This is a genomic window from Kitasatospora sp. NPDC097605, assembly GCF_040302725.1.
GTDB lineage: Bacteria > Actinomycetota > Actinomycetes > Streptomycetales > Streptomycetaceae > Kitasatospora.
In genome coordinates, this window is sequence record NZ_JBEOSF010000064.1 from 1 (window position 1) to 24,352 (window position 24,352).

The 24,352-nt window shown below is 72.7% G+C and carries 23 protein-coding genes and 1 riboswitch; of the genes, 21 read left to right on the plus strand and 2 right to left on the minus strand.

Going from position 1 to position 24,352, the window contains the following annotated elements:
• Positions 1 to 82 precede the first annotated feature (82 nt).
• Entirely contained in the window at positions 83 to 1,318 is a 1,236-nt protein-coding gene (gene mltG, locus ABTX81_RS38450) for an endolytic transglycosylase MltG (RefSeq protein WP_350555399.1), read from the plus strand.
• Between the two features lie 152 nt (positions 1,319 to 1,470).
• Here the strand turns inward: mltG (ABTX81_RS38450) and ABTX81_RS38455 are convergent, their stop codons facing one another.
• The gene (locus tag ABTX81_RS38455) at positions 1,471 to 1,875 is read right to left on the minus strand and encodes a hypothetical protein (RefSeq protein ID WP_350555401.1); all 405 of its coding nucleotides are present in this window, start codon (positions 1,873 to 1,875) and stop codon (positions 1,471 to 1,473) included.
• On the opposite strand from ABTX81_RS38455, the gene mltG (ABTX81_RS38460) reads away from it, so the two are divergent.
• The 14 genes from mltG (ABTX81_RS38460) to ABTX81_RS38525 all read left to right on the plus strand — a co-directional run bounded on the left by mltG (ABTX81_RS38460) (position 1,849) and on the right by ABTX81_RS38525 (position 15,424).
• On the plus strand, positions 1,849 to 3,333 hold the full coding sequence (gene mltG / locus ABTX81_RS38460; RefSeq protein ID WP_350555403.1) for an endolytic transglycosylase MltG: 1,485 nt from the start codon (positions 1,849 to 1,851) through the stop codon (positions 3,331 to 3,333). The two genes, ABTX81_RS38455 and mltG (ABTX81_RS38460), sit on opposite strands and share 27 nt — an antisense overlap.
• Positions 3,334 to 3,370: 37 nt before the next feature.
• Complete coding sequence (locus ABTX81_RS38465; protein WP_350555405.1) at positions 3,371 to 4,201, plus strand: shikimate dehydrogenase; 831 nt, start codon at positions 3,371 to 3,373, stop codon at positions 4,199 to 4,201.
• Positions 4,202 to 4,385: 184 nt separating this feature from the next.
• Entirely contained in the window at positions 4,386 to 5,570 is a 1,185-nt protein-coding gene (gene aroC / locus ABTX81_RS38470; protein WP_350555407.1) for a chorismate synthase, read from the plus strand.
• Positions 5,567 to 6,088 (plus strand): shikimate kinase, encoded by a 522-nt coding sequence (locus tag ABTX81_RS38475; RefSeq protein ID WP_350555409.1) that lies wholly within the window; start codon positions 5,567 to 5,569, stop codon positions 6,086 to 6,088. Before aroC ends, ABTX81_RS38475 begins: the two co-directional genes overlap by 4 nt.
• Positions 6,081 to 7,169, plus strand: a complete 1,089-nt coding sequence (gene aroB / locus ABTX81_RS38480; protein ID WP_350555411.1) for a 3-dehydroquinate synthase — start codon at positions 6,081 to 6,083, stop codon at positions 7,167 to 7,169. The genes ABTX81_RS38475 and aroB overlap by 8 nt, the downstream gene beginning before the upstream one ends.
• An 8-nt stretch (positions 7,170 to 7,177) precedes the next feature.
• The gene (gene aroQ / locus ABTX81_RS38485) at positions 7,178 to 7,606 is read left to right on the plus strand and encodes a type II 3-dehydroquinate dehydratase (RefSeq protein WP_350555451.1); all 429 of its coding nucleotides are present in this window, start codon (positions 7,178 to 7,180) and stop codon (positions 7,604 to 7,606) included.
• A 117-nt stretch (positions 7,607 to 7,723) separates the two neighbouring features.
• On the plus strand, positions 7,724 to 8,572 hold the full coding sequence (locus ABTX81_RS38490) for an AAA family ATPase (RefSeq protein WP_502892956.1): 849 nt from the start codon (positions 7,724 to 7,726) through the stop codon (positions 8,570 to 8,572).
• A gap of 84 nt (positions 8,573 to 8,656) precedes the next feature.
• A complete protein-coding gene (locus ABTX81_RS38495; RefSeq protein ID WP_350555415.1) occupies positions 8,657 to 9,493 on the plus strand; it encodes an Fpg/Nei family DNA glycosylase in 837 nt (278 codons plus the stop codon).
• A gap of 187 nt (positions 9,494 to 9,680) precedes the next feature.
• Positions 9,681 to 9,887, plus strand: a riboswitch (cobalamin riboswitch).
• A 30-nt stretch (positions 9,888 to 9,917) separates the two neighbouring features.
• A complete protein-coding gene (gene nicT / locus ABTX81_RS38500) occupies positions 9,918 to 11,018 on the plus strand; it encodes a Nickel transporter NicT (protein ID WP_350555417.1) in 1,101 nt (366 codons plus the stop codon).
• 80 nt (positions 11,019 to 11,098) lie between these two features.
• The gene (locus ABTX81_RS38505; RefSeq protein WP_350555419.1) at positions 11,099 to 12,205 is read left to right on the plus strand and encodes a M24 family metallopeptidase; all 1,107 of its coding nucleotides are present in this window, start codon (positions 11,099 to 11,101) and stop codon (positions 12,203 to 12,205) included.
• Between the two features lie 65 nt (positions 12,206 to 12,270).
• Positions 12,271 to 12,831, plus strand: a complete 561-nt coding sequence (gene efp / locus ABTX81_RS38510; protein WP_350555421.1) for an elongation factor P — start codon at positions 12,271 to 12,273, stop codon at positions 12,829 to 12,831.
• A 4-nt stretch (positions 12,832 to 12,835) separates the two neighbouring features.
• Positions 12,836 to 13,273 (plus strand): transcription antitermination factor NusB, encoded by a 438-nt coding sequence (gene nusB, locus ABTX81_RS38515; RefSeq protein ID WP_350555423.1) that lies wholly within the window; start codon positions 12,836 to 12,838, stop codon positions 13,271 to 13,273.
• A gap of 163 nt (positions 13,274 to 13,436) precedes the next feature.
• Positions 13,437 to 14,276, plus strand: coding sequence for a thioesterase family protein (locus ABTX81_RS38520; protein ID WP_350555425.1), 840 nt, complete (start codon positions 13,437 to 13,439; stop codon positions 14,274 to 14,276).
• A gap of 227 nt (positions 14,277 to 14,503) precedes the next feature.
• A complete protein-coding gene (locus tag ABTX81_RS38525; RefSeq protein ID WP_350555427.1) occupies positions 14,504 to 15,424 on the plus strand; it encodes a DUF8829 domain-containing protein in 921 nt (306 codons plus the stop codon).
• A gap of 126 nt (positions 15,425 to 15,550) precedes the next feature.
• Here ABTX81_RS38525 and bldD read toward each other — a convergent pair whose 3' ends face one another.
• Positions 15,551 to 16,054, minus strand: coding sequence for a transcriptional regulator BldD (gene bldD, locus ABTX81_RS38530; protein WP_031072501.1), 504 nt, complete (start codon positions 16,052 to 16,054; stop codon positions 15,551 to 15,553).
• A gap of 329 nt (positions 16,055 to 16,383) precedes the next feature.
• On the opposite strand from bldD, the gene pyrR reads away from it, so the two are divergent.
• Genes pyrR through carB form a run of 6 tightly spaced genes read left to right on the plus strand, consistent with a single transcriptional unit; the run spans position 16,384 to position 24,333 of the window.
• Positions 16,384 to 17,007 (plus strand): bifunctional pyr operon transcriptional regulator/uracil phosphoribosyltransferase PyrR, encoded by a 624-nt coding sequence (gene pyrR / locus ABTX81_RS38535; RefSeq protein WP_350555429.1) that lies wholly within the window; start codon positions 16,384 to 16,386, stop codon positions 17,005 to 17,007.
• Positions 17,008 to 17,012: 5 nt separating this feature from the next.
• Positions 17,013 to 18,005, plus strand: a complete 993-nt coding sequence (locus ABTX81_RS38540; RefSeq protein ID WP_350555431.1) for an aspartate carbamoyltransferase catalytic subunit — start codon at positions 17,013 to 17,015, stop codon at positions 18,003 to 18,005.
• Positions 18,002 to 19,306 carry a dihydroorotase gene (locus tag ABTX81_RS38545; RefSeq protein WP_350555433.1) on the plus strand — a complete coding sequence of 435 codons (1,305 nt, stop codon included), beginning with the start codon at positions 18,002 to 18,004 and terminating at the stop codon, positions 19,304 to 19,306. Before ABTX81_RS38540 ends, ABTX81_RS38545 begins: the two co-directional genes overlap by 4 nt.
• The gene (locus ABTX81_RS38550) at positions 19,303 to 19,875 is read left to right on the plus strand and encodes a PH-like domain-containing protein (protein ID WP_350555435.1); all 573 of its coding nucleotides are present in this window, start codon (positions 19,303 to 19,305) and stop codon (positions 19,873 to 19,875) included. Before ABTX81_RS38545 ends, ABTX81_RS38550 begins: the two co-directional genes overlap by 4 nt.
• Positions 19,872 to 21,029, plus strand: a complete 1,158-nt coding sequence (gene carA, locus ABTX81_RS38555) for a glutamine-hydrolyzing carbamoyl-phosphate synthase small subunit (protein ID WP_350555437.1) — start codon at positions 19,872 to 19,874, stop codon at positions 21,027 to 21,029. The genes ABTX81_RS38550 and carA overlap by 4 nt, the downstream gene beginning before the upstream one ends.
• A complete protein-coding gene (gene carB, locus ABTX81_RS38560) occupies positions 21,022 to 24,333 on the plus strand; it encodes a carbamoyl-phosphate synthase large subunit (protein WP_350555439.1) in 3,312 nt (1,103 codons plus the stop codon). Before carA ends, carB begins: the two co-directional genes overlap by 8 nt.
• Positions 24,334 to 24,352 lie beyond the last annotated feature (19 nt).

Here is a 24,352-nt window from a genome sequence, read left to right on the forward strand (position 1 = left end):
GTCCGTGCGGACGCGTCCGCACGGACCCCTCTGCCGTTGCCGTCGTGCCGCGCGCCGCGCGGACCGCCGAGGGGACGCCGCCGTGACCGACCTGGACCTCACACCCGGCCTGAGCCCGGGCCACCTCGGCGCGCCGGCGACCGAACCGGAGGGGCGCCCGCCGGGCGCGCCCGCCCCGCGCCCCGATGCGCCGGATCCACGCCGGCGGCGCAACGGACTGGCCTGCCTGTTGACCGCGCTGTCGCTGGTCGCGGTGTTCGGCGGGATCGGGCTGGCCGGGTTCAGCTGGCTCCAGGGGCAGCGCAAGCCGCCGGCCGCCGCCGACTACGCGGGGGAGGGGGCCGGCTCGGTGCAGGTCTCGGTGCCGGAGGGCGCCGGGCTCAGCCAGATCGCCTCCGCGCTGGTGCGCAACGGCGTGGTGGCCAGCTCGCTCGCGTTCACCCGGGCCGCCAAGGGCAGCGCGGCGGCGGCCGGGCGGATCCAGCCCGGCACCTACACGCTGCGGCAGAAGATGTCGGCGGCCGCGGCGCTCGCCGTGCTGATCGACCCGGCCAACGCCAACGGCCTGACCATCCCCGAGGGCTGGCGCGGCAACCAGATCTACGCGGCGATCGACAAGAAGCTCCAGCTGCCCCAGGGCACCACCGAGAAGACGGCCCAGGAGCAGGCCGCCGAGCTGGGCCTGCCGGAGACCGCGGGCGGCAACCTGGAGGGCTACCTGTTCCCCGCGACGTACGCCGTCACCGACGAGACCACCGCCGTCGACCTGCTGAAGCAGATGGTCGAGCGGGCCGGCAAGGAGTTCCTCCGGGACGACGCGGAGGTCGTCGCGACCAACTTCGGGCAGACCCTGTACGGGCTGGTGACCATCGCCAGCATGGTGCAGGGGGAGGCCGACAACGTCGAGGACATGGGCAAGGTGGCGCGGGTGATCTACAACCGGCTGGCCAAGAACATGCCGCTCCAGCTGGACTCCACCATCAACTACGCGCTCGGGCGCTCCACGCTCAACACCAGCGTCACCGACACCCGGCTCGACTCCCCGTACAACACCTACAAGCACGCGGGGCTGCCGCCGTCGCCGATCTCCAACCCGGGGCGGCAGGCGATCATGGCGGCGGTGGACCCGGCGGCGGGGGACTGGCTCTACTTCGTGACGGTGAAGCCCGGGGACACCCGGTTCACCGACAGCTTCGACGTGCAGCAGAAGAACGTCGCGGAGTTCAACGCCAACCGGGCGGCGGCGAGCGCCTCGGCGTCGGCCGGCGCCTCGGCCTCCGCGTCCGCCACGGTTCCGGCCTCGCCGGGGGCTCCGTAGCGGGCCGGGCGGCGGACCGGCCGGGTGGCCGACTGCGGTACGGTAGCGTCTCCGTCCAGGTGTTGCGCTAGCACGCCGGTTCGACAAGCAGCCGGGACGCCGTCCCGGGCGACCGGGCCGATCCTCCGGTCGTCTCCGTCGGTATAAGGGGATCAATGACCGATGTGGGTCGGGGCTACGGCCCCCAGGGCTCCGAGCCGTGGCAGCCGGGAGACCCCGGGTACGGCGGTCAGCAGCCGGTCCCCGGCCACCCGGACGGGCAGTGGCAGCAGAATCCCCAGCAGCAGTACGGCGGTCAGCAGGGTTACCCGCAGCAGCAGATGCCCCAGCAGGGGATGGGCCAGCAGGGCATGGGCGGCCAGCAGGGTTTCCCGCAGGGCGGGCAGGGTCAGCAGCAGTACGGCGGCCAGCAGCAGGGCTACCCCCAGCAGCAGATGCCCCAGCAGGGGTATCCGCAGCAGCAGCCGGGCTATCCGCAGCAGGGCGCCGGCGGCCAGCAGGGTTACCCGCAGCAGCATCCCCAGCAGCAGATGCCCCAGCAGGGCATGGACCCGCACGGCATGGGCGGTCAGCAGCAGTACGGCGGTCAGCAGCAGGGTTACCCCCAGCAGCAGATGCCCCAGCAGGGCGTCCCGCAGCAGCCCGCCCCGGCGCGGCAGGAGCGGCCGGCGGCCGCCGAGCAGCCCTCCGGACCCGGGCCGGACGGCATCGACTGGGAGGCGGAGGCCGCCGCGCTGGAGGCCGGCGCCGACCCGGCCGCGGCCGCCGGCGGCGGTGAGCACGCCGAGGACGACTGGGACGGTCACGAGGGCGAGTACGCCGAGGACGAGTACCACGAGGACGGCGCGGAGGACGACGGCCACGGCGGCTTCCTCGGCGAGGAGGACGACTCCCGCGAGGCGAAGAAGAAGCGCAAGGAGAAGGGCAAGAAGTCGGGCCGGCGCAACGGCGGCGCCTGCCTGGTGGTCGCCCTGGTGCTGCTCGGCGCGATGGGCGGCGCCGGCTGGTTCGGCTACGGCTTCTACAAGGACCACTTCGGTCCGCCGCCGGACTTCCCCGGCCCGGGCAGCGGCACGGTCAACGTCGAGATCAAGCCGGGCGCGGCGGGCAGCCAGATGGGCGCGGCCCTGAAGCAGGCCGGCGTGGTCAAGAGCATCGACGCCTTCAACGCGGCCTGCGACAAGAACGTGAAGTGCTCCACCATCCAGCCGGGCGCCTACAGCATGCCCAAGGAGATGTCGGCCGAGGGGGCCGTGCAGTTCCTGGTGGAGGCCAACGGCGGCGAGAATCTGATCATCCGGGAGGGCCTGACCTCCGCCGCCACCTACGTCAAGATCGACGAGAAGCTGGGGCTGGCCAAGGGCACCACCGCGAACGTCGCCAAGGAGCAGGTCAACAGCCTCGGCCTGCCCGCGTACGCCAACGGCAACATCGAGGGCTTCCTCTGGCCGGCCCGCTACTCGATCACCCCGGGCATGAAGCCCGAGGACCTGCTCAAGCAGATGGTCAAGAACGCCGTGGACCGCTACGCGGGCCTGGACGCGGAGGCGTCGAAGATCGGCCTCAAGTCCGGCTACGAGGTGGTCATCGAGGCGAGCATCCTGCAGGCCGAGGGCAACAACAAGGACGATTTCGCCAAGATGGCGAAGACCATCCAGAACCGGCTGGCCGACAAGGGCAAGGTCAACGGCAAGCTCGGCATGGACACCACGCTGCAGTACTCGCTGGGCCGCAAGAACCTCGACCGGAAGGACATCAACGACGGCTCCAACAAGTACAACACCTACATCAACCCGGGTCTGCCGCCGACACCGATCTCCAACCCCGGTGACGACGCGCTCAAGGCGACGCTGAACCCGGCGGACGGCAAGTGGCTGTACTTCATCGCGATGTCGCCGACCCTGACCCTGTTCGCGGAGACGGACACGGAGCACGCGAAGAACACCGAGGAGTACTGCAAGTCGATCGGCTCGAAGTTCGACCCGGTCGCCGTCCACTGCACCACCAAGGGCTGACCGGCCGCCGGGCGGCCGCACAGAGAGAGACAGCAGCGTGACCAGCAAGCACCGGGCGGCCGTCCTCGGCTCGCCGATCGCCCACTCGCTGTCGCCCGCCCTGCACCGGGCCGCCTTCGCGGCGCTCGGTCTGGAGGGCTGGCGCTACGACCGCTTCGAGGTCGACGAGGCCGGGCTGCCCGGCTTCCTCGCCGGCCTGGACGAGGCCGAGTGGGCGGGCTGCTCGCTCACCATGCCGCTCAAGCGGGCGGTCATCCCGCTGCTCGACGAGGTGAGCACGACCGCCCGCTCGGTCGAGGCGGTGAACACCCTGGTCCTCACCGCCGACGGGCGCCGGGTCGGGCACAACACCGACGTGCCCGGGCTGGTCAACGCGCTGCGCGAGCGGGGCGTCACCGAGGTGCCGGCCGCCGCGGTGCTCGGTGCCGGGGCCACCGCCTCCTCGGCGCTGGCCGCGCTGGCCCGGCTCGGGGCCCGCGAGGTCACCGTCTACGTCCGCAGCCCCGAGCGGGCCCGCGAGATGACGGAGCTCGGGGAGCGGCTGGGCGTGGCCGTGCGGACCGCGGACTGGGCGAACGGCGCCGAGGCGCTGAGCCACCCGCTCACCGTGGCCACCACCCCGGCCGGGGCGACCGACGGCTTCGCCGGCGACCTCACCGCCGACCCGGGCGCGCTCTTCGACGTGCTGTACCACCCGTGGCCGACCAAGCTGGCCGGGGCGTGCGCCGAGCGCGGGGCGACCGTGCTGGGCGGGCTCGACCTGCTGGTGCACCAGGCGGTGCTGCAGAACGAGCTGTTCACCGGGCGGACCCCCGGGCCGCTCGCGGCGATCCGCGCCGCCGGCGAGGCCGCGCTGGCGGCCGGCTGAGGTCGCCCGGAGCGTGCCCCGGACCTCCGCCGGCCGGCCATGGCCGTCCGCCGGTCGGCCGAATGCTGTCCGGTGACCGGACTCCGCGGCCGGCCGACCGGTCCGGCATGAAAGGATTCGGGGAGAAGGCACGTCCGGACGGGCGGCGGCAGCGCCGCACCGGTCCGCTGATGAAGGAGCTCCGTTGGGTACGTTGCGCTGGCTGACGGCGGGGGAGTCGCACGGCCCCGCACTCGTCGCGACGCTGGAGGGCCTGCCCGCCGGTGTACCGGTCACCACCGCCATGGTGGCCGACGCGCTGGCGCGCCGCCGGCTCGGCTATGGTCGCGGCGCACGGATGAAGTTCGAGCAGGACGAGGTGACCTTCCTCGGCGGCGTCCGGCACGGCCTCAGCATGGGCAGCCCGGTCGCCGTCATGGTGGGCAACACCGAGTGGCCGAAGTGGGAGCAGGTCATGTCGGCCGACCCGGTCGACCCGGAGGTGCTCGCCGGTCTCGCCCGCAACGAGGCGCTGACCCGCCCGCGTCCCGGCCACGCCGACCTGGCCGGCATGCAGAAGTACTCGATCGACGAGGCCCGCCCGATCCTGGAGCGCGCCAGCGCCCGGGAGACCGCCGCCCGCGTCGCGCTCGGTGCCGTCGCCCGCTCCTACCTCAAGGAGACCTGCGGCATCGAGATCGTCAGCCACGTGGTCGAGCTGGCCGCCGCCAAGGCCCCGGCCGGGGTGCTGCCGCTGCCCTCCGACGAGGCGAAGCTGGACGCCGACCCGGTGCGCTGCCTGGACGCCGACGCCTCGAAGGCGATGGTCGCCGAGATCGACCAGGCCCACAAGGACGGCGACACCCTCGGCGGCGTCGTCGAGGTGCTCGCCTACGGCGTCCCGGTCGGCCTCGGCTCGCACGTCCACTGGGACCGCCGGCTGGACGCCCGCCTCGCCGCCGCGCTGATGGGCATCCAGGCGATCAAGGGCGTCGAGGTCGGCGACGGCTTCGAGCTGGCCCGCGTCCCCGGCTCGCAGGCGCACGACGAGATCGTGCCGACCCCCGAGGGCGCCAAGCGCGTCTCCGGCCGCTCCGGCGGCACCGAGGGCGGCCTGTCCACCGGCGAGCTGCTGCGGGTGCGCGCCGCGATGAAGCCGATCGCGACCGTCCCGCGCGCGCTGCGCACCGTGGACGTGCGCACCGGCGAGCCGGCCAAGGCCCACCACCAGCGCTCCGACGTCTGCGCGGTGCCGGCGGCCGGCATCGTCGCCGAGGCGATGGTCGCCCTGGTGCTCGCCGACGCGGTCAACGAGAAGTTCGGTGGCGACCACGTGTCGGAGACCCGGCGCAACGTGCGGAACTACCTCGACCACCTGATCGTCCGATGACGACACCGGTCGTCGTGCTGGTCGGCCCGCCCGGCAGTGGCAAGTCCACCGTCGGGCGGGTCCTCGCCGAGCGCCTCGGCGTCGGGTTCCGCGACACCGACGCGGACATCGAGGAGCAGGCCGGCAAGCCGATCCCGGACATCTTCGTCGACGAGGGCGAGCCGCACTTCCGCGCCCTGGAGACGGCCGCCGTACGCGCCGCCGCCGAGAACCACGGCGGTGTGCTCGCGCTCGGCGGCGGCGCGGTGATGGCCGAGCCCACCCGCGCGCTGCTGCGCGGCCTGCCGGTGGTGTTCCTGGAGGTGCCGCTCGCCGACGCGGTCAAGCGGGTCGGCCTGGACGCCCCCCGGCCGCTGCTGGCGGTCAACCCGCGGGCCCGCTGGCGCGAGCTGATGGAGGCCCGCCGGCCCCTCTACCTGGAGGTGGCCACCGCCGTCGTCGACACCGCCGGCCGCACCCCCGAGCAGGTCGCGGACGCCGTACTGGAAGCACTGGAGCTGAAGACCCCCCATGACTGACATCGTCAGGATTCACGTCGGCGGCAGCGCCGGCCACGACCCGTACGACGTGCTGATCGGGCACCAGCTGCTCGGCGAGCTGGCGCCGCTGATCGGGACCCGGGCCCGGCGGGTGGCGATCATCCACCCGGAGGCGCTGTCCGCGACCGCCGACGCGATCCGCGAGGACCTGGCCGGCGAGGGCTACGAGGCGATCGCCCTCCAGGTGCCCAACGCCGAGGAGGCGAAGAGCGCCGAGGTCGCCGCGTACTGCTGGTCGGTGCTCGGGCAGACCGGCTTCACCCGCACCGATGTGGTCGTCGGCCTCGGCGGCGGCGCCACCACCGACCTGGCCGGCTTCGTCGCCGCCACCTGGCTGCGCGGGGTCCGCTGGATCTCCATGCCCACCACGCTGCTCGGCATGGTCGACGCGGCGGTCGGCGGCAAGACCGGCATCAACATCGCCGAGGGCAAGAACATGGTCGGCGCCTTCCACCCCCCGGTGGGCGTGCTGGCCGACCTCGGGACCCTGGAGACGGTGCCCCGGCACGACTACGTCTCCGGCCTGGCCGAGGTCATCAAGTGCGGCTTCATCGCCGATCCGGCCATCCTCGACCTCATCGAGGCCGACCCGGAGGGCGCCAGGACCCCGGCCGGGCCGCACACCGTCGAGCTGATCCGGCGGGCCATCCAGGTCAAGGCCGACGTCGTCTCCGGCGACCTCAAGGAGTCCGGCCGGCGCGAGATCCTCAACTACGGCCACACCCTCGGCCACGCCATCGAGCGCAACGAGCGCTACAAGTGGCGGCACGGCGCGGCGATCTCGATCGGCATGGTGTTCGCCGCCGAACTCGGCCGCCTCGCCGGACGGCTGGACGACGAGACCGCCGACCGGCACCGCACCGTGCTCGCCTCGGTCGGCCTGCCGCTCAGCTACCGCGCGGACGCCTGGCCCAAGCTGCTGGACGCCATGAAGATCGACAAGAAGTCGCGCGGCGACCTGATCCGCTTCATCGTGCTGGACGGCCTCGGCAAGACCTCCGTGCTGGAGGGCCCCGACCCGTCGCTGCTGGTGGCCGCCTACGCGGAGGTCTCCTCGTGACCCGGGTGATGGTGCTCAACGGCCCCAACCTCGGCCGGCTCGGCAGCCGCGAGCCCGACGTCTACGGCTCCACCTCGTACACCGGGCTGGTCGAGCGCTGCACCGCGCTCGGCAAGGAGCTGGGCTTCGAGGTCGAGGTGCACGAGACCAACTCCGAGCAGACAATGGTCGAGTGGCTGCACGAGGCGGCCGACGGCCGGGTGCCGGTGGTGATCAACCCGGGCGCGTTCACCCACTACTCGTACGCGATGCGGGACGCCGCCTCGCAGCGCACCGCGCCGCTGATCGAGGTGCACATCTCCAACCCGTACGCCCGGGAGACCTTCCGGCACACCTCGGTGATCGCGGCGGTGGCCTCGGGCACGATCGCCGGGTTCGGGATCGGCTCGTACGAGCTGGCGCTGCGCGCGCTGGCCGAGCAACTCGCCACGGGCTGACGGGGCGTCGGCGTCCGGCCGGAGCCGGGGCGGTGACCAGCGGTGGTGCGGCGGCGGACTGTGTCCACCGCCGCACCGGCGTGTAGTGTCCCCGCTGAAGGAAGTCGGGAGGTGACCGTGACGCAGTACCCCGGGGGCGGACCCGTCCCGCCGCGTCCTGTCGCCCCGCCGGTCCCGGCGTATCCCATGACCGCGCCGGCGCCCGCGCCCGCCGCGTCCTCCGGGCCGCCGACCGTGCCGGTGCCGGCCGTTCCGCAGGGTCCGCCCACCGCTCCGGCACCCGCTCCGGCTCCCGCACCCGCGCCCGTTCCGGTGGCGCCGGTGCCCGCCGGCTCTACCGGCCACTTCCTGCTGCCGTCCGGAGCGCCCGTCCAGCTGCCCGTCCGCCCGCCGCAGCAGCACGCGGCCACCGGCCCGATCGCGGTGCTGCTGATCGGCCCGGCCGGCGCCGGCAAGACCACCGTCGCCCGCTACTGGGCCGAGCGGCGCCCCACCCCGACCGCGCACATCAGCCTCGACGACGTGCGTGAATGGGTGCAGTCCGGCTTCGCCAACCCGCAGTCCGGCTGGAACAACGCCTCCGAGGCGCAGTACCGGCTGGCCCGTCGGACCTGCGGCTTCGCCTGCCGCAACTACCTCGCCAACGGCATCTCCTGCATCATCGACGACGCCGTCTTCCCCGACCGCCCCGCCATCGGCCTCGGTGGCTGGAAGCGGCACATCGGCCCCGGCATGATCCCGGTGGTGCTGCTGCCCAGCCTGGACTCGGTGCTCGGCCGCAACGCCCGGCGCGGCGGCAACCGCCGGCTCGGCGACGAGGAGGTGGCCCGGATCCACGGCCGGATGGCCGGCTGGTACAACTCCGGGCTGCCGATCATCGACAACTCCCACCTCGACGTGGCCGCCACGGCCGCCGAACTCGACCGGGTGATCCTGGCCCGGCTGATGGGCATCCCGGTCCGCTGAGGCCCCCGGCGGCGGGGCCGGACTGTCGGTGCCGGCTGCGATGATGGACGGGTCCTGAACGAACCACCGGGGGGAGCCGCGCCCGTGCCGGAAGGCCACATCATCCACCGCCTCGCCGCCGAGAACCACCGTGCCTTCGGCGGCCGGCCGGTCCGTGCCAGCAGCCCGCAGGGCCGCTTCGCGGACGGCGCCAAGCTGATCGACGGACGGGAGCTGGTCGCGGCCGAGGCCACCGGCAAGCACCTCTTCCTCGGCTTCGGCGAGGACGCCTGGGTACACGTCCACCTCGGCCTGTACGGCGGCTTCACCTTCGGCGAGATCGGCGACGGCCCGGTGCCCGCGCCGGTCGGCCTGGTCCGGCTGCGCCTGGAGAACGACGAGCACGTCGCGGACCTGCGCGGTCCCAACACCTGTGCGCTGATCACCGGCGCCGAGAAGGCCGCCGTCGCCGCCCGCCTCGGTCCGGACCCGCTGCGCGCCGACGCCGACCCGGACGGCGCCTGGCGGCGGATAACGGGCAGCCGTACGACGATCGCCGCCCTGCTGATGGACCAGAAGGTGCTGGCCGGGGTCGGCAACGTCTACCGCGCCGAGGTGCTGTTCCGGCACGGCATCGACCCGCAGCTGCCCGGCCGCGACCTGCGCCGCGCCGAGTGGGACGCGATCTGGGCCGACCTGGTCGCCCTGATGCGCGAGGGCGTCGGCGCCGGCCGCATCGACACCGTCCGCCCCGAGCACACCCCCGAGGCGATGAACCGCCCCCCGCGCGTCGACGACCACGGCGGCGAGGTCTACGTCTACCGCCGCGCCGGCCAGCCGTGCCTGGTCTGCGCCACCGACGTCCGCACCGAGGAACACGCCTCGCGCAACCTCTTCTGGTGCCCCACCTGCCAGCCCGCGCGAGCGACCGCCGCGCGGTAGACGGAGCGCGGGTCCGTACGCTTCGCAGGTGCGGGACCGGCAGAGCGCGACCCTGGCAAAGGGAAACCGACCGGGCGGATCCCTCGGTGGCGAAGGCGTTCGCCGATCGGAGCGCCTGCATGAAGCGTTCGCGCAGGCGGGGGAGTTGTGACGCTGGACACCGGGCGGGTGCGAGGCCTTGCACGGGTCCGTCCGGGGACCCTACGGTGTTCCCGCCGTGGTGCTCGGGAAGACCGGTGACGGACCCTCAGGGGTCCCAGTCCGGAGCGGCCCTCGCCACTGTGATCGGGGGAGAGTGTCCGTACCCATGACGCCACTGGGCGCCTCGCGCGCTTGGGAAGGCGGGTACGGAAGCCCCGTCAGCCAGGAGACCGGCCGCGGCATCTCACGAAGTCATTCCACGAGGTGCTGGAGCGTGATCCGCATGACCCTGCCCGAAACCGCCGCCCTGCCCGCCTTCCGCTGGCGCCGCGAGGACACCCTGCGCACCGCCGGGCTGATGGGCGTGATCCTCGCCATGCACGTGGTGGCGTTCGGCACGCTGATCTTCCTGGTCGCACCGGAGGAGTACGAGGTGGGCACCCAGGTCTTCGGAGTGGGCCTGGGCATCACCGCGTACACCCTCGGCATGCGGCACGCCTTCGACGCCGACCACATCGCGGTGATCGACAACACCACCCGCAAGCTGATGGCGGACGGCAAGCGCCCGGTCTCGGTGGGCTTCTGGTTCGCCCTCGGCCACTCCTCGATGGTGGTGATGATGGCCGCCCTCGTGGCGGGCGGCGCCCAGCTGGCCAACACCCTGATGGACGACGAGTCGACCACCCACCAGTGGCTGGGCATGGTCGGCACCTCGGCCTCCGGCGTCTTCCTCTACCTGATCGGCGCGCTCAACCTGGCCGCGCTGTTCGGCATCCTCAAGGTCTTCCGTTCGATGAGGGCCGGGAAGTTCGACGAGGCCGAGCTGGAGGCGCACCTGAACGCCCGCGGCCTGCTGGCGCGGGTGCTGAACCGCGCGACCCGCTCGATCACCCGCCCCGGCCAGATGTTCCCGGTCGGCATGGTGCTGGGCCTGGGCTTCGACACCGCGACCGAGGTCACCCTGATGGTGATGGCCGGCTCCGGCGCGGCCTCCGGCCTGCCCTGGTACGCGATCGTCTGCCTGCCGCTGCTGTTCGCGGCCGGGATGAGCCTGTTCGACACCCTGGACGGCACCTTCATGAACTTCGCCTACCAGTGGGCCTTCTCCAACCCGGTGCGCAAGGTCTACTACAACCTGACCATCACCGGCCTGTCCATCGCGGTCGCCTTCGTCATCGGCACCATCGAACTGGTCGGCGTCCTGCACGAGAAGCTCGACCTGACCGACCCGGTGACCGGCTGGATCGCGGACATCTCGCTGGACAACGTCGGCTACGCGATCGTCGGCCTGTTCGTGGTCGTCTGGGCCGCCGCCATCGCCTACTGGCGGCTGGCCGGGGTGGAGCGGAAGTGGGCCCCGAATCCCGCCGCGGGCGCGGAGTAGCGGCCGGGGCGGGCCGTCGCGGCGGCCCGGGTGGGGGCGTTCGGCGGGCGGATCGGTGGCCGGGTTCGTAGGCTCGACGCATGGCTGATGCGTACGCGGGCCGCCGGGAGCGGTTGCGGGAGCACTGCGGTGCGTCCGGGGCCGACGCGGCGCTGGTCACCCGGGCGGCGAACGTGCGGTACCTCACCGGGTGCCCGCCGTGCGGGGCGACGCTGCTGCTGACCCGGGACCGGGCGCTGCTCGCGCTGCCGGACGACCTGCCGCCGGACGACACCGGTGAGCACCTGATCGTTCCCGAGGTCACCCGGGTGCCGGTGGCGGCCGGGACGGACACCGCGCTGGCCGCGGCGGCCGCCGCGGCGCGGCTGGGGGTGGCCGGGCTCGCGGTGGAGGAGCACGACCTGACCGTCACCCGGCACCGGGCGGTGGCCGGGCTGGCGGAGGGGGTGCGGCTGACCGACGTCGGCCAGGCGGTCGAGCGGCTGCGGGTGGTCAAGGACGAGCACGAGATCGCCGACCTGCGGATCGCCGCCGAGATCGCCGACCAGGCGCTCGGCGAGCTGCTGGAGTCGATCCTGGTCGGGCGCACCGAACGGCACCTGGCGATGGAGCTGGAGCGCCGGATGATCGACCACGGCGCGGACCGGGCGGCCTTCCCGGTCTCGGTCGGCACCGGCAGCCATTCCGGCCAGCCGGCGCACCAGCCCACCGACCGGCGGGTGGAGGAGGGCGACTTCCTGACCGTGGTGCTCGGCGCGCAGTACCGCGGTTACGGGGTCTCCACCGCGCGGACCTTCGTGATCGGGGCGGCTCCCGCGCCCTGGCAGGTCGAACTGCACCGGCTGGTGTTCCGCGCCCAGCGGGCCGGGCGGGAGGCGCTCGGGCCCGGGGTCGAACAGTGCGTGCCCGACCGGGCCGCGCGGGAGATCCTCCGGGCCGCCGGGCACACCGAGGGCTCGCCGCACCCGGTCGGCCACGGCATCGGGCTGGAGATCCGGGAGGCCCCGCGCCTGGGGCCCACGGACATGGGTAAACTGGACAGCCGCGTACCGGTCACCGTCGGCCCGGGGGTCCACCTCCCGGGGCGGGGCGGGGTCCGGATCGAGGACACGCTCGTCGTGCGCCCCCTGGATGAGGGCGGGCCCGAGCTGCTCACCATCACCACCAAGGAGCTCCTCGCCCTGTGACGCAGGTGTGCCACAGGACGCGTCCCTTGGTTCCTTGACAGCTATATCCAGGAGTAAGTGCGCCCGTGGCTTCCACGAACGATCTCAAGAACGGCATGGTCCTCAACCTGGACGGCAAGCTCTGGTCCGTCGTCGAGTTCCAGCACGTCAAGCCCGGCAAGGGCCCGGCCTTCGTGCGCACCAAGCTCAAGGAGGTCCTCTCGGGCAAGGTCGTCGACAAGACCTTCAACGCCGGCGTGAAGGTGGAGACCGCCAACGTCGACAAGCGCACCATGCAGTTCTCGTACAAGGACGGCGAGAACTTCGTGTTCATGGACATGGACACCTTCGACCAGCTCACCATCGAGCCGGGCGTGGTCGGCGACGCCGCCAAGTACCTGCTGGAGGGCTTCGACGCCCTCGTCGCCCAGCACGAGAACAAGCCGCTGTACGTCGAGCTCCCGGCCGCCGTCGAGCTGCTGATCGCCGAGACCGAGCCGGGCGTCCAGGGCGACCGCTCCACCGGTGGCACCAAGCCGGCGAAGCTGGAGACCGGCGCCGAGATCCAGGTCCCGCTCTTCGTCACCACCGGCGAGAAGGTCAAGGTCGACACCCGCGACGGCAGCTACCTCGGCCGGGTGAAGTAAGTCCGTGTCGTCCGCACGTACCAAGGCCCGCACGCGAGCCTTCCAGATCCTGTTCGAGGCCGACCACCGCGGGGTCGACCCGCTGACGGTCCTCGCCGACTGGGTGGCCCGGGCCCGGGAGCCCAAGCCTGACGAGGGCACCCCGCAGGTCGGCGAGTACACCATGGAGCTGGTCGAGGGTTACGTCCAGCACGCCCGCCGGATCGACGAGCTGATCGCGCAGTACGCGGTCGGCTGGACGATCGACCGGATGCCGATCGCGGACCGCAACGTCCTGCGGCTCGGCGCGTACGAGCTGATCTGGGAGGACCGGGTCCCCGACGCGGTCGTCCTGGACGAGGCCGTGGAGATCGCCAAGGAGTACTCCACCGACGACTCCCCGGCGTTCGTCAACGGCCTGCTGGCCCGCTTCCTGGAACTGAAGCCCAGCATCCGCCGCTGACCCCCCGCGCCCAGCACGCCGACGGCCGTCGGACCGGAAACGGTCCGGCGGCCGTCGTGCGCGTTCACCCGGTCGGCGTATGGTGGTCCCTACTCGCCAGTAACCCGGTGCGCCGGCGGCCCCGTGCCCGTCGGCGACCCCCGCAGCGAAGGGCAGGCCACCCATGACGACGGCGATCCGCAGCGAGTTCGACCAGGGCATCGCGCTCACTCCGCACCCGGAGGAGCCCGGCCGGTACGACGGTGAACTCGGCGACGGCTGGCAGATCGGCGGTGGCGTCAACGGCGGACTGCTGCTGGCCGTGGCCGGCCACGCGCTCTCGCTCGCGCACACCGCCCGCCCCGGGAGCGCCGGCCACGCCGACCCGGTCTCGATCAGCGGCTACTACCTCTCCGCCGCGACCCCCGGCCCGGCCACCGTGCGCACCGAGGTGATCCGCACCGGCCGCTCGCTGTCCACCGGCACCGCCGCGCTCAGCCAGGGCGGCGTGGAGCGGCTGCGGGTGGTCGCCACCCACGGCGACCTCGCCGCCCAGGACGGCGAGGTGCGCACCAGCGCCGTCCCGCCGCAACTGCCGCCGCCGGACCAGTGCATCGGCGTCGAGCACGCGCCCAAGGAACTGCTCACCCAGGCCGCCCTGCTGGAGCGCTTCGACATGCGGCTCGACCCGGCCACCGTCGGCTGGGCGCTCGGGCAGCCGTCCGGAACCGGCCGGATCCAGGGCTGGTTCCGGCTCGCCGACGGCCGCCGGCCCGACCCGCTGCTGCTCCTGCTGGCGGCCGACGCGCTGCCGCCGGTCACCTTCGACCTCGGGATGCCCGGCTGGGCGCCGACCGTCGAACTGACCGTGCACCTGCGGGCGAGGCCCGCCCCCGGCTGGCTGCGGCTGGTCCACGCCACCCGGAACCTGGCCGGCGGGTACTTCGAGGAGGACGCCGAGGTCTGGGACGAGACCGGCCGCCTGGTCGCCCAGTCCCGCCAGCTCGCGAGGATCCCGCGGTAGAGCCGGCGTGAGCGGGTGTGTACGGAGAGTGACGGGTGCGCCGTGCGCGGGGCGGGTGCGCGGGGCGTGAGCGGCGCACCGCACAACCGTGCGTGACTCCAAACATCCGATTCACCCTCGGTTACAGTCCTGTGACACGTCGTACGTGTGCGCCACGCGGGGCGGGGGAGGACAAGGTCGGCGGTCCCACCCGCCGCCGACCCGTCCGTCCTGTCCGAGGAGCCCCGATGAGCCGCAACGGCCGCGCCCGCCGCACCCCCGACTGCACCTCCGCGGGTTCCCGCCCCCGGGCCCGCTCGCGCGCGGCCGCCGACCGTGACGGGGTCTGCGAGCGGCAGCGGGCCGAGGGCGCCGGCCAGGCCTTCGTGATCGGTGTGCTCACCAGCCCCGCCGACTTCGAACGGGCCCGCGCCTGGCGGCTGTCCGACGCGGCCGACCACGGGCAGTACCTGGCGGAGACCGCCGACCTGCTCGCCGACGCCCGGCGCCGCTTCGACACCGTCCGGGCCCGGATGTTCCACCCGCAGGACTTCGCCGAGTTCTGTCTGCTGCACGGCCTCGACCCGGCCGAGCCGGCCGCCCGCGACCGGTACCTGGTCAACCCGGCGCTGCGCACCCAGTTGCTCGCCTACCAGGGCGAGGAGCTGGCGGGCGACTTCGTCCCCCGGCTGGTGCGGGCCCGCGAGAACGGCCTGACCCTGCGCCACGCCGACCTGCTGCTCGACGGCCGGCTGTACGGGGAGCGCGACGACGCGGTGAGCGGCGCCTACGAGCGTGGCGCCGAGGTGTTCCGCCGGATGCTGCTGGGCGCCGGCAGCGGGGTCTACGAGCTGCGGCTGTCGGTGGACGCGCCCGGCGGGCCGCTGACCGCGGCCGCCCGGGTGCTCCAGTGGGAGGACGGCGTGGTCCGGATCAACGACGAGGACCTCGAACTGCTCTGCGCGGTGCTCTGCGCCGGGCTGGCCCGTGAGCTGCCCGGCCTCGCGGTGCTGCACGGCGCGCAGGGCAGCGCGGCGGCCTGCGGTGAGTACCGGCCGACGGCCTGGGCCTGGGCCAGCGAGGGCCGGGTCTGGGCGCCCGCCGCCGGGCCGGTGCGGCTGGACGGGGTGGCCGCCGAGCCGGGCTACCGGCTGGAGACGGTCTGCTGACCGGGCGGAACGCGCCGCGGCGCGGCACCCTCCCGGGGGCCGCGCCGTGACGTTTCTGCTGGTGTCCGCCGCCCCCGCGGGCGGGAAGGCCGGCGGGGGGACCGGCGGGAGCCGGTGCGGCGAGCCTCAGCTCGCCTCCTCCTCGCGCACCGCGCGGCGCGCGTCGGGGTTGAGCACGCCCCAGGAGATCAACTGCTCGGTGAGGATCGACGGCGACTGGTCGTAGATCACGGCCAGGGTGCGCAGGTCGTCCTGGCGGATCGACAGCACCTTGCCGTTGTAGTCGCCGCGCTGGCTCTGGATGGTCGCAGCGTAGCGCTGCAGCGGGCCGGCCTTCTCGGACGGGACCTGGGTCAGTCTCTCCAGGTCGAGGACCAGGCGCGGCGGCGGCTCGGCCGCGCCGCCGGGCGTCCCGCCGGGCAGCAGCTCCTGCACCGGGACCCCGTAGAACTCCGCCAGTTCGGCCAGCCGCTGCACGGTGACCGCACGGTCGCCGCGCTCGTACGAGCCGACGACGACTGCCTTCCAGCGCCCCTGGGACTTCTCCTCGACACCGTGCAGGGAGAGCCCCTGCTGAGTGCGGATGGCTCGGAGCTTGCCTCCGAGCTGCTTCGCGTAGTCGCTGGACATTGATCTCCCCGGACGAGATTGCTTCGCGTTCAGTGGTGGGTCACGGGCGATTGCCGACGCCGTTACCGGTGGGTTCGACGTCCGTCTCGTAACTCACTGTGAGGTTACGTAGAGTGAGGTAGTTGCGTCAAGCCGAATGGGGCAGTCGTGCGAATGGCCCGCATCACCGGTGCATCCGGTGCGTGAACCGAGGGGAGCGGAACGATGGCCGTCGGTTGGCCGAAACGGCGCTGGTAGGATGACCGGAGCCCGCGCCGGAGTACCGGCGGGGCGTCCCAGACATCCTTTAAGGCCCGTCCCGTGAGGCGGGGAAGGAGGTCCGCTTCGGCATGACCGCACACCAGGAATCCGCTCCGAGGCCGCCGCACCAGGTGCTGGACGGCACGGACATCGCCCGGGTCATCACCCGGATAGCGCACGAGATCGTCGAGCGCGCCAAGGGCGCCGAGGACGTCGTGCTGCTCGGCATCCACACCAGGGGCGTCCACCTCGCCCACCGGCTGCACGCCCGGCTCGCCCAGATCACCGGCCGCGACATCCCGCTCGGCACCCTGGACATCACCATGTACCGGGACGATCTGCGGCTGAAGCCCGCCCGCGCGCTGGAGCACACCGAGATCCCGCCCGGCGGCATCGACGGCAGGCTCGTCGTCCTCGTCGACGACGTGCTCTTCTCCGGCCGCACCATCCGCGCCGCGCTCGACGCCCTCAACGACATCGGCCGCCCGCGCGCCGTCCAGCTCGCCGTCCTCGTCGACCGCGGCCACCGCGAGCTGCCCATCCGCGCCGACTACGTGGGCAAGAACCTCCCCACCTCGCTGCGCGAGGCCGTCCAGGTGCGCCTGGCCGACCGCGACGGCGTCGACGCCGTCCTCGTCGGCGACCGCGACTACGCGGCGCGCTCCTCCCAGGCCCTGGCCGCCCAGCCCACCGAACCGCACCTCCCGGAGTAACCCGCGTGAAGCGCCACCTCGTGTCCGCAGCCGATCTCAGCCGCGACGACGCGCTGCTCATCCTGGACACCGCCGAGGAGCTCGCCCAGCTCTCCGGCCGGGCCGTCAAGAAGCTCCCCACCCTGCGCGGCCGGACCGTCGTCAACCTCTTCTTCGAGGACTCGACCCGCACCAAGACCTCCTTCGAGGTCGCCGAGAAGCGGCTCTCCGCCGACGTCATCAACTTCTCCGCCAAGGGCTCCTCGGTCTCCAAGGGCGAGAGCCTCAAGGACACCGCCCTCACCCTGCAGGCGATGGGCGCCGACGCCGTCGTCATCCGGCACCACGCCTCCGGCGCGCCGGCCCGCCTCGCGCAGTCCGACTGGCTGCACGGCAGCGTCATCAACGCCGGTGACGGCACCCACGAGCACCCCACCCAGGCGCTGCTCGACGCCTTCACCATGCGCCGCCACCTCAACCCGGGATCGCGGGCCGATGCCCTTCGGCGAGGGCTGGACGGGCGCCGGGTGACCATCGTCGGCGACATCCTGCACAGCCGGGTCGCCCGCTCCAACGTGCACCTGCTCACCACGCTCGGCGCCCAGGTCACCTTCGTCGCCCCGCCGACCCTGCTGCCGATCGGCATCGAGAACTGGCCCTGCGAGGTCAGCTACGACCTGGAGAGCGTGCTCCCCAAGACCGACGCGCTGATGATGCTCCGGGTCCAGCGCGAGCGGATGAACGCCGCGTTCTTCCCCACCGAGCGCGAGTACACCCGCCGCTACGGCCTGGACGCCGTCCGGATGGCCCAGCTGCCCGAGCACGCGGTCGTCCTGCACCCCGGCCCGATGGTCCGCGGCATGGAGATCACCGCCGAGGTCGCCGACTCCCCGCGCTGCACCGTGGTCGAGCAGGTCGCCAACGGCGTCTCCGTCCGGATGGCCGTGCTCTACCTGCTGCTCGGCGGAGCCACCCTCACCGACACCCCCCGCACCGACTCCGTGGAGACCGCTCAGTGACCACCTACCTGATCCGCAACGCCCAGGTCCTCGGCGGTGCCCCGCAGGACCTCCACCTCGTCGACGGCGTGATCCGGGCGATCGGCACCGCCCTGGACGCCGAGGCCGACATCGAGATCGACGCCACCGGCCTGATCGCCCTGCCCGGCCTGGTCGACCTGCACACCCACCTGCGCGAGCCCGGCCGGGAGGACGCCGAGACCGTCCTCACCGGCACCCGGGCCGCGGCGAAGGGCGGCTTCACCGCCGTCCACGCCATGGCCAACACCTTCCCGGTGGCCGACACCGCCGGCGTGGTCGAGCAGGTCTGGCGGCTCGGCCAGGAGTCCGGCTACTGCGACGTGCAGCCGGTCGGCGCCGTCACCGTCGGCCTGGAGGGCAAGAAGCTCGCCGAGCTCGGCGCCATGCACGACTCCGCCGCCGGCGTCCGGGTCTTCTCCGACGACGGCAAGTGCGTCGACGACGCGGTGATCATGCGCCGCGCCCTGGAGTACGTGAAGGCCTTCGACGGTGTCGTCGCCCAGCACGCGCAGGAGCCCCGGCTGACCGAGGGCGCCCAGATGAACGAGGGCCAGGTCTCCGGCGAGCTGGGCCTGGGCGGCTGGCCGGCCGTCGCCGAGGAGGCGATCATCGCCCGCGACGTGCTGCTCGCCGCGCACGTCGGCTCCCGGCTGCACGTCTGCCACGTCTCCACCGCCGGCTCGGTGGAGATCATCCGCTGGGCCAAGGCCAAGGGCTGGAACGTCACCGCCGAGGTCACCCCGCACCACCTGCTGCTGACCGACGAGCTGGTCCGCTCCTACGACCCGGTCTACAAGGTCAACCCGCCGCTGCGCACCGCCGAGGACGTCCAGGCGCTGCGCAAGGCGCTGGCCGACGGCACCATCGACGCCGTCGCCACCGACCACGCGCCGCACCCGGCCGAGGACAAGGACTGCGAGTGGGCCGTGGCTGCGATGGGCATGGTCGGCCTGGAGACCGCGCTGTCCGTGGTGCAGCAGACCATGGTCGACACCGGCCTGCTGAACTGGGAGGGCGTCGCCGACCGGATGTCGCACCGCCCGGCCCGGATCGGCCGGCTCGCCGGTCACGGCCGCCCGGTCTCGGTGGGTGAGCCCGCCAACCTGGTGCTCTTCGACCCCGCGTACCGTGGTGCCGTGAACCCCGACAGCTTCGCCACCCGTTCCCGCAACACCCCCTACCGGGGGCTCGACCTGCCCGGCCGGGTGCACGCCACCTTCCTGCGCGGCACCGCGACCGTGCTGGCCGGCGAGCTGGTCGAGCAGGGCGGGCTCGCGTGAGCTCCGCCCTCCTGCTGGCCCAGGAGCAGGCCAGGGTCACCAACTGGCCCGGCTACCTCGGCTGGACGGTCGGCCTGCTGCTGGTCATCGGCCTGGTCTACTGGCTGATGCGCCAGGGCTGGAACTGGCGCCGCACCCTGCAGTCCGGCATCCCCCCGCTGCCGGCCGTGCCGGAACGCGCCGGCCGGACCATCCTGGAGACCAGCGGCCGGTACCACGGCACGACCACCGCCGGGAACTGGCTCGACCGGGTCGTCGCGCACGGCCTGGGCACCCGCAGCCGCGCCGATCTCACCCTCGGCGAGCACGGCCTGCTGGTGCAGCGCCCCGGCGACGTCGACTTCTGGATCCCCGCCGAGCACCTGACCGGTGCCCGGACGGACTCCGGGATCGCCGGCAAGGTCGTCCCCTCCGGGATCCTCGTCGTCAGCTGGACGCACGAGGGCACCGAGCTGGACTCCGGCTTCCGGGCCGACCACCCCGATGAGCACACCGCCTGGGTCGAGGCGATCGCCCATCTCACCGCAACACGTACGACGACGAAGAAGACGGAAGAGGCCGCGTCATGACCGCACCTGCCCCCACCACGCAGCGCCAACGGCGGGAGCGCGTGCCCGCCGTGCTCGTCCTGGAGGACGGCCGGACCTTCCGCGGCCAGGCCTACGGCGCGACCGGCGAGACCTACGGCGAGGCGGTCTTCAACACCGGCATGTCCGGCTACCAGGAGACCCTGACCGACCCGTCGTACCACCGCCAGGTGGTCGTGATGACCGCCCCGCAGATCGGCAACACCGGCTGGAACGACGAGGACGACGAGTCCAAGCGGATCTGGGTCGCCGGGTACGTCGTCCGCGACCCCGCCCGGGTCGCCTCCAACTGGCGTTCCCGCCGCTCGCTGGACGAGGAGCTGGTGAACCAGGGCATCGTCGGCATCAGCGGCATCGACACCCGGGCGCTCACCCGCCACCTGCGCGAGCGCGGCGCGATGCGCTGCGGCATCTTCTCCGGCGAGGCGCTGGCCGACCCGGCCGCGCTGCTCGCCAAGGTGCAGACCTCGCCCGAGATGAAGGGCGCCGACCTGTGCGCGGAGGTCGCCACCACCGAGCCGTACGTGGTGCCCGCGATCGGTGAGAAGCGCTTCACCGTCGCCGCCCTGGACCTCGGCATCAAGGCGATGACCCCGCAGCGGATGGCCGAGCGCGGCATCGAGGTGCACGTGCTGCCGGCCGACGCGACCGTGGAGGACGTCTACGCGGTCGAGCCCGACGGCGTGTTCTTCTCCAACGGCCCGGGCGACCCGGCCACCGCCGACCACCAGGTCGCCGTGGCGCAGGGCGTGCTGGAGCGCGGCACCCCGTTCTTCGGGATCTGCTTCGGCAACCAGATCCTCGGCCGGGCGCTGGGCTTCGGCACCTACAAGCTCAAGTACGGCCACCGCGGCATCAACCAGCCGGTCCAGGACCGCACCACCGGCAAGGTCGAGGTCACCGCGCACAACCACGGCTTCGCCGTCAACGCACCGCTCGACAAGGTCAGCGACACGCCCTACGGCCGGGTCGAGGTCTCCCACGTCTGCCTGAACGACGATGTGGTCGAGGGCCTCCAGGCGCTGGACGTGCCCGCCTTCTCGGTGCAGTACCACCCGGAGGCCGCCGCCGGCCCGCACGACGCGGCGTACCTCTTCGATCGTTTCGTGAAGCTCATGGAGGGCCAGCGTGCCTAAGCGCACTGACATCAAGTCCGTCCTGGTGATCGGGTCCGGCCCGATCGTGATCGGCCAGGCCGCCGAGTTCGACTACTCGGGCACGCAGGCGTGTCGGGTCCTGAAGGCCGAGGGCCTGCGGGTCGTGCTGGTCAACTCGAACCCGGCGACGATCATGACCGACCCGGAGATCGCCGACGCCACCTACGTCGAGCCGATCACCCCGGAGTTTGTCGAGAAGATCATCGCCAAGGAGCGCCCCGACGCTCTGCTGCCGACCCTGGGCGGCCAGACCGCGCTGAACACCGCGATCTCGCTGCACGCGGCCGGGACGCTGGAGAAGTACGGCGTCGAGCTGATCGGCGCCGACGTCGAGGCGATCAACAAGGGCGAGGACCGCGACCTGTTCAAGGGCGTCGTCGAGGCCGTCAACGCCAAGATCGGGTACGGCGAGTCCGCCCGCTCGGTGATCTGCCACACCATGGACGAGGTGCTGGCCGGGGTCGACACCCTGGGCGGCTACCCGGTCGTCGTGCGCCCGTCGTTCACGATGGGCGGCGCGGGCTCCGGCTTCGCGCACAACGAGGAGGACCTGCGCCGCATCGCCGGCCAGGGCCTGACGCTCTCCCCGACCACCGAGGTGCTCCTGGAGGAGTCCATCCTCGGCTGGAAGGAGTACGAGCTGGAGCTGATGCGCGACAAGAGCGACAACGTCGTGGTCGTCTGCTCCATCGAGAACTTCGACCCGATGGGCGTGCACACCGGTGACTCGATCACCGTCGCCCCGGCGATGACGCTCACCGACCGCGAGTACCAGATCCTGCGCGACATCGGCATCGCCGTGATCCGCGAGGTCGGCGTCGACACCGGCGGCTGCAACATCCAGTTCGCGGTGAACCCCGAGGACGGCCGGGTCATCGTCATCGAGATGAACCCGCGCGTCTCGCGCTCCTCGGCGCTGGCCTCCAAGGCCACCGGCTTCCCGATCGCCAAGATCGCGGCGAAGCTGGCCGTCGGCTACACCCTGGACGAGATCCCCAACGACATCACCGAGGAGACCCCGGCCTCCTTCGAGCCGACCCTCGACTACGTCGTGGTGAAGGTCCCGCGGTTCGCGTTCGAGAAGTTCCCGAGCGCCGACGCCACGCTGACCACCACCATGAAGTCGGTCGGCGAGGCGATGGCGCTGGGCCGCAACTTCCCCGAGGCACTGCAGAAGGCGCTGCGCTCGCTGGAGAAGAAGGGTTCCCAGTTCACCTGGGTCGGCCCGGTCGGCGACAAGGCGGAGCTGCTGGCCAAGGCGGTCGTGCCGACCGACGGCCGGATCAACACCGTCATGCAGGCCATCCGCGCCGGCGCCACCCCGGAGGAGGTGTTCGAGGCCACCAGGATCGACCCGTGGTTCGTCGACCAGCTCTTCCTGCTCGACGAGATCGCCGGCGAGCTCGCCGAGGCCGCCGAGCTCACCCCCGAGCTGCTGCGCCACGCCAAGCGGCACGGCTTCTCCGACCAGCAGGTCGGCGAGATCCGCGGCCTGAAGCCGGACGTGGTCCGCGAGGTCCGGCACGCGCTGGGCATCCGCCCGGTGTTCAAGACCGTCGACACCTGCGCGGCCGAGTTCGCGGCGAAGACCCCGTACTTCTACTCGTCCTACGACGAGGAGAACGAGGTCGCCACCCGCACCAAGCCCGCGGTGATCATCCTCGGCTCCGGCCCGAACCGCATCGGCCAGGGCATCGAGTTCGACTACTCCTGCGTGCACGCCTCCTTCGCGCTCGCCGACGCCGGGTACGAGACCGTCATGGTCAACTGCAACCCGGAGACCGTCTCCACCGACTACGACACCTCCGACCGGCTCTACTTCGAGCCGCTCACGCTGGAGGACGTGCTGGAGATCGTCCACGCCGAGCAGCAGGCCGGCCCGCTGGCCGGTGTGATCGTCCAGCTCGGCGGCCAGACCCCGCTCGGCCTGGCCCAGGCGCTCAAGGACAACGGGGTGCCGATCGTCGGCACCCAGCCCGAGGCCATCGACCTGGCCGAGGAGCGCGGCGCCTTCGGCCGCGTGCTGCGCGACGCGGGCCTGCCGGCCCCCAAGCACGGCACCGCGTTCTCCTTCGCCGAGGCCAAGGCCATCGCCGACGAGATCGGCTACCCCGTGCTGGCCCGCCCGTCCTACGTGCTGGGCGGCCGGGGCATGGAGATCGTCTACGACGAGGCGTCGCTGGCCTCCTACCTGGAGCGCCACGCCGGCCTGATCTCCGAGCACCCGGTCCTGATCGACCGGTTCCTCGACGACGCGGTGGAGATCGACGTCGACGCCCTGTTCGACGGCACCGAGCTCTACCTCGGCGGCGTCATGGAGCACATCGAGGAAGCCGGTATCCACTCCGGCGACTCCGCCTGCGCCCTGCCCCCGATCACCCTCGGCGGCTTCGACATCAAGCGGCTGCGCGCCTCCACCGAGGCGATCGCCCGCGGCGTCGGCGTGCGCGGTCTGATCAACATCCAGTTCGCCCTCTCCGGGGACATCCTGTACGTGCTGGAGGCCAACCCCCGGGCCTCGCGCACCGTGCCGTTCACCTCCAAGGCGACCGCGGTGCCGCTGGCCAAGGCCGCCGCCCGGATCTCGCTCGGCGCCACCATCGCCGAACTGCGCGCCGAGGGCCTGCTGCCGGCCGAGGGCGACGGCGGCACGCTGCCCGCCGACGCGCCGATCGCGGTCAAGGAGGCCGTGATGCCGTGGAGCCGCTTCCGCGACGTCCACGGCCGCGGGGTGGACACCGTCCTCGGCCCGGAGATGCGCTCCACCGGCGAGGTCATGGGCCTGGACCGGGTCTTCGGCACCGCCTACGCCAAGTCGCAGACCGGCGCGTACGGCGCGCTGCCGACCAAGGGCAAGGTCTTCGTCTCGGTCGCCAACCGCGACAAGCGCAACCTGGTCTTCCCGGCCCGGGCGCTGGTCGGCCTCGGCTTCGAGCTGCTGGCCACCGCCGGCACCGCCGAGGTGCTGCAGCGCGGCGGCATCCCCGCCACCGTGGTGCGCAAGCACAGCGAGGGCGAGGGCCCGAACGGCGAGAAGACCATCGTCCAGCTGATCCACGACGGCGAGGTCGACCTCATCATCAACACGCCGTACGGCACCGGCGGCCGTCTCGACGGCTACGAGATCCGCACCGCCGCCGTCGCCCGCGCCGTGCCCTGCCTGACCACCGTCCAGGCGATGGGCGCCGCCGTCCAGGGCATCGACCGGCTGCTGCGCGACGAGGTCGGTGTCATGTCGCTCCAGGAGCACGCCGAGCTGATCAACGCCGGCCGCGCCAAGTAGCACCACTCCAGTGGGGGGC

What these genes read in the sequence shown, in the direction of transcription:
- mltG (WP_350555403.1), top strand. Translation starts at nt 1,849, where the DNA reads ATGCCCCAGCAGGGCATGGACCCGCACGGCATGGGCGGTCAGCAGCAG.
- ABTX81_RS38475 (WP_350555409.1), top strand. Translation starts at nt 5,567, where the DNA reads ATGACGACACCGGTCGTCGTGCTGGTCGGCCCGCCCGGCAGTGGCAAG.
- aroB (WP_350555411.1), top strand. Translation starts at nt 6,081, where the DNA reads ATGACTGACATCGTCAGGATTCACGTCGGCGGCAGCGCCGGCCACGAC.
- aroQ (WP_350555451.1), top strand. Translation starts at nt 7,178, where the DNA reads ATGGTGCTCAACGGCCCCAACCTCGGCCGGCTCGGCAGCCGCGAGCCC.
- nicT (WP_350555417.1), top strand. Translation starts at nt 9,918, where the DNA reads ATGACCCTGCCCGAAACCGCCGCCCTGCCCGCCTTCCGCTGGCGCCGC.
- ABTX81_RS38505 (WP_350555419.1), top strand. Translation starts at nt 11,099, where the DNA reads ATGGCTGATGCGTACGCGGGCCGCCGGGAGCGGTTGCGGGAGCACTGC.
- ABTX81_RS38520 (WP_350555425.1), top strand. Translation starts at nt 13,437, where the DNA reads ATGACGACGGCGATCCGCAGCGAGTTCGACCAGGGCATCGCGCTCACT.
- ABTX81_RS38525 (WP_350555427.1), top strand. Translation starts at nt 14,504, where the DNA reads ATGAGCCGCAACGGCCGCGCCCGCCGCACCCCCGACTGCACCTCCGCG.
- bldD (WP_031072501.1), bottom strand. Translation starts at nt 16,054, where the DNA reads ATGTCCAGCGACTACGCGAAGCAGCTCGGAGGCAAGCTCCGAGCCATC.
- pyrR (WP_350555429.1), top strand. Translation starts at nt 16,384, where the DNA reads ATGACCGCACACCAGGAATCCGCTCCGAGGCCGCCGCACCAGGTGCTG.
- carA (WP_350555437.1), top strand. Translation starts at nt 19,872, where the DNA reads ATGACCGCACCTGCCCCCACCACGCAGCGCCAACGGCGGGAGCGCGTG.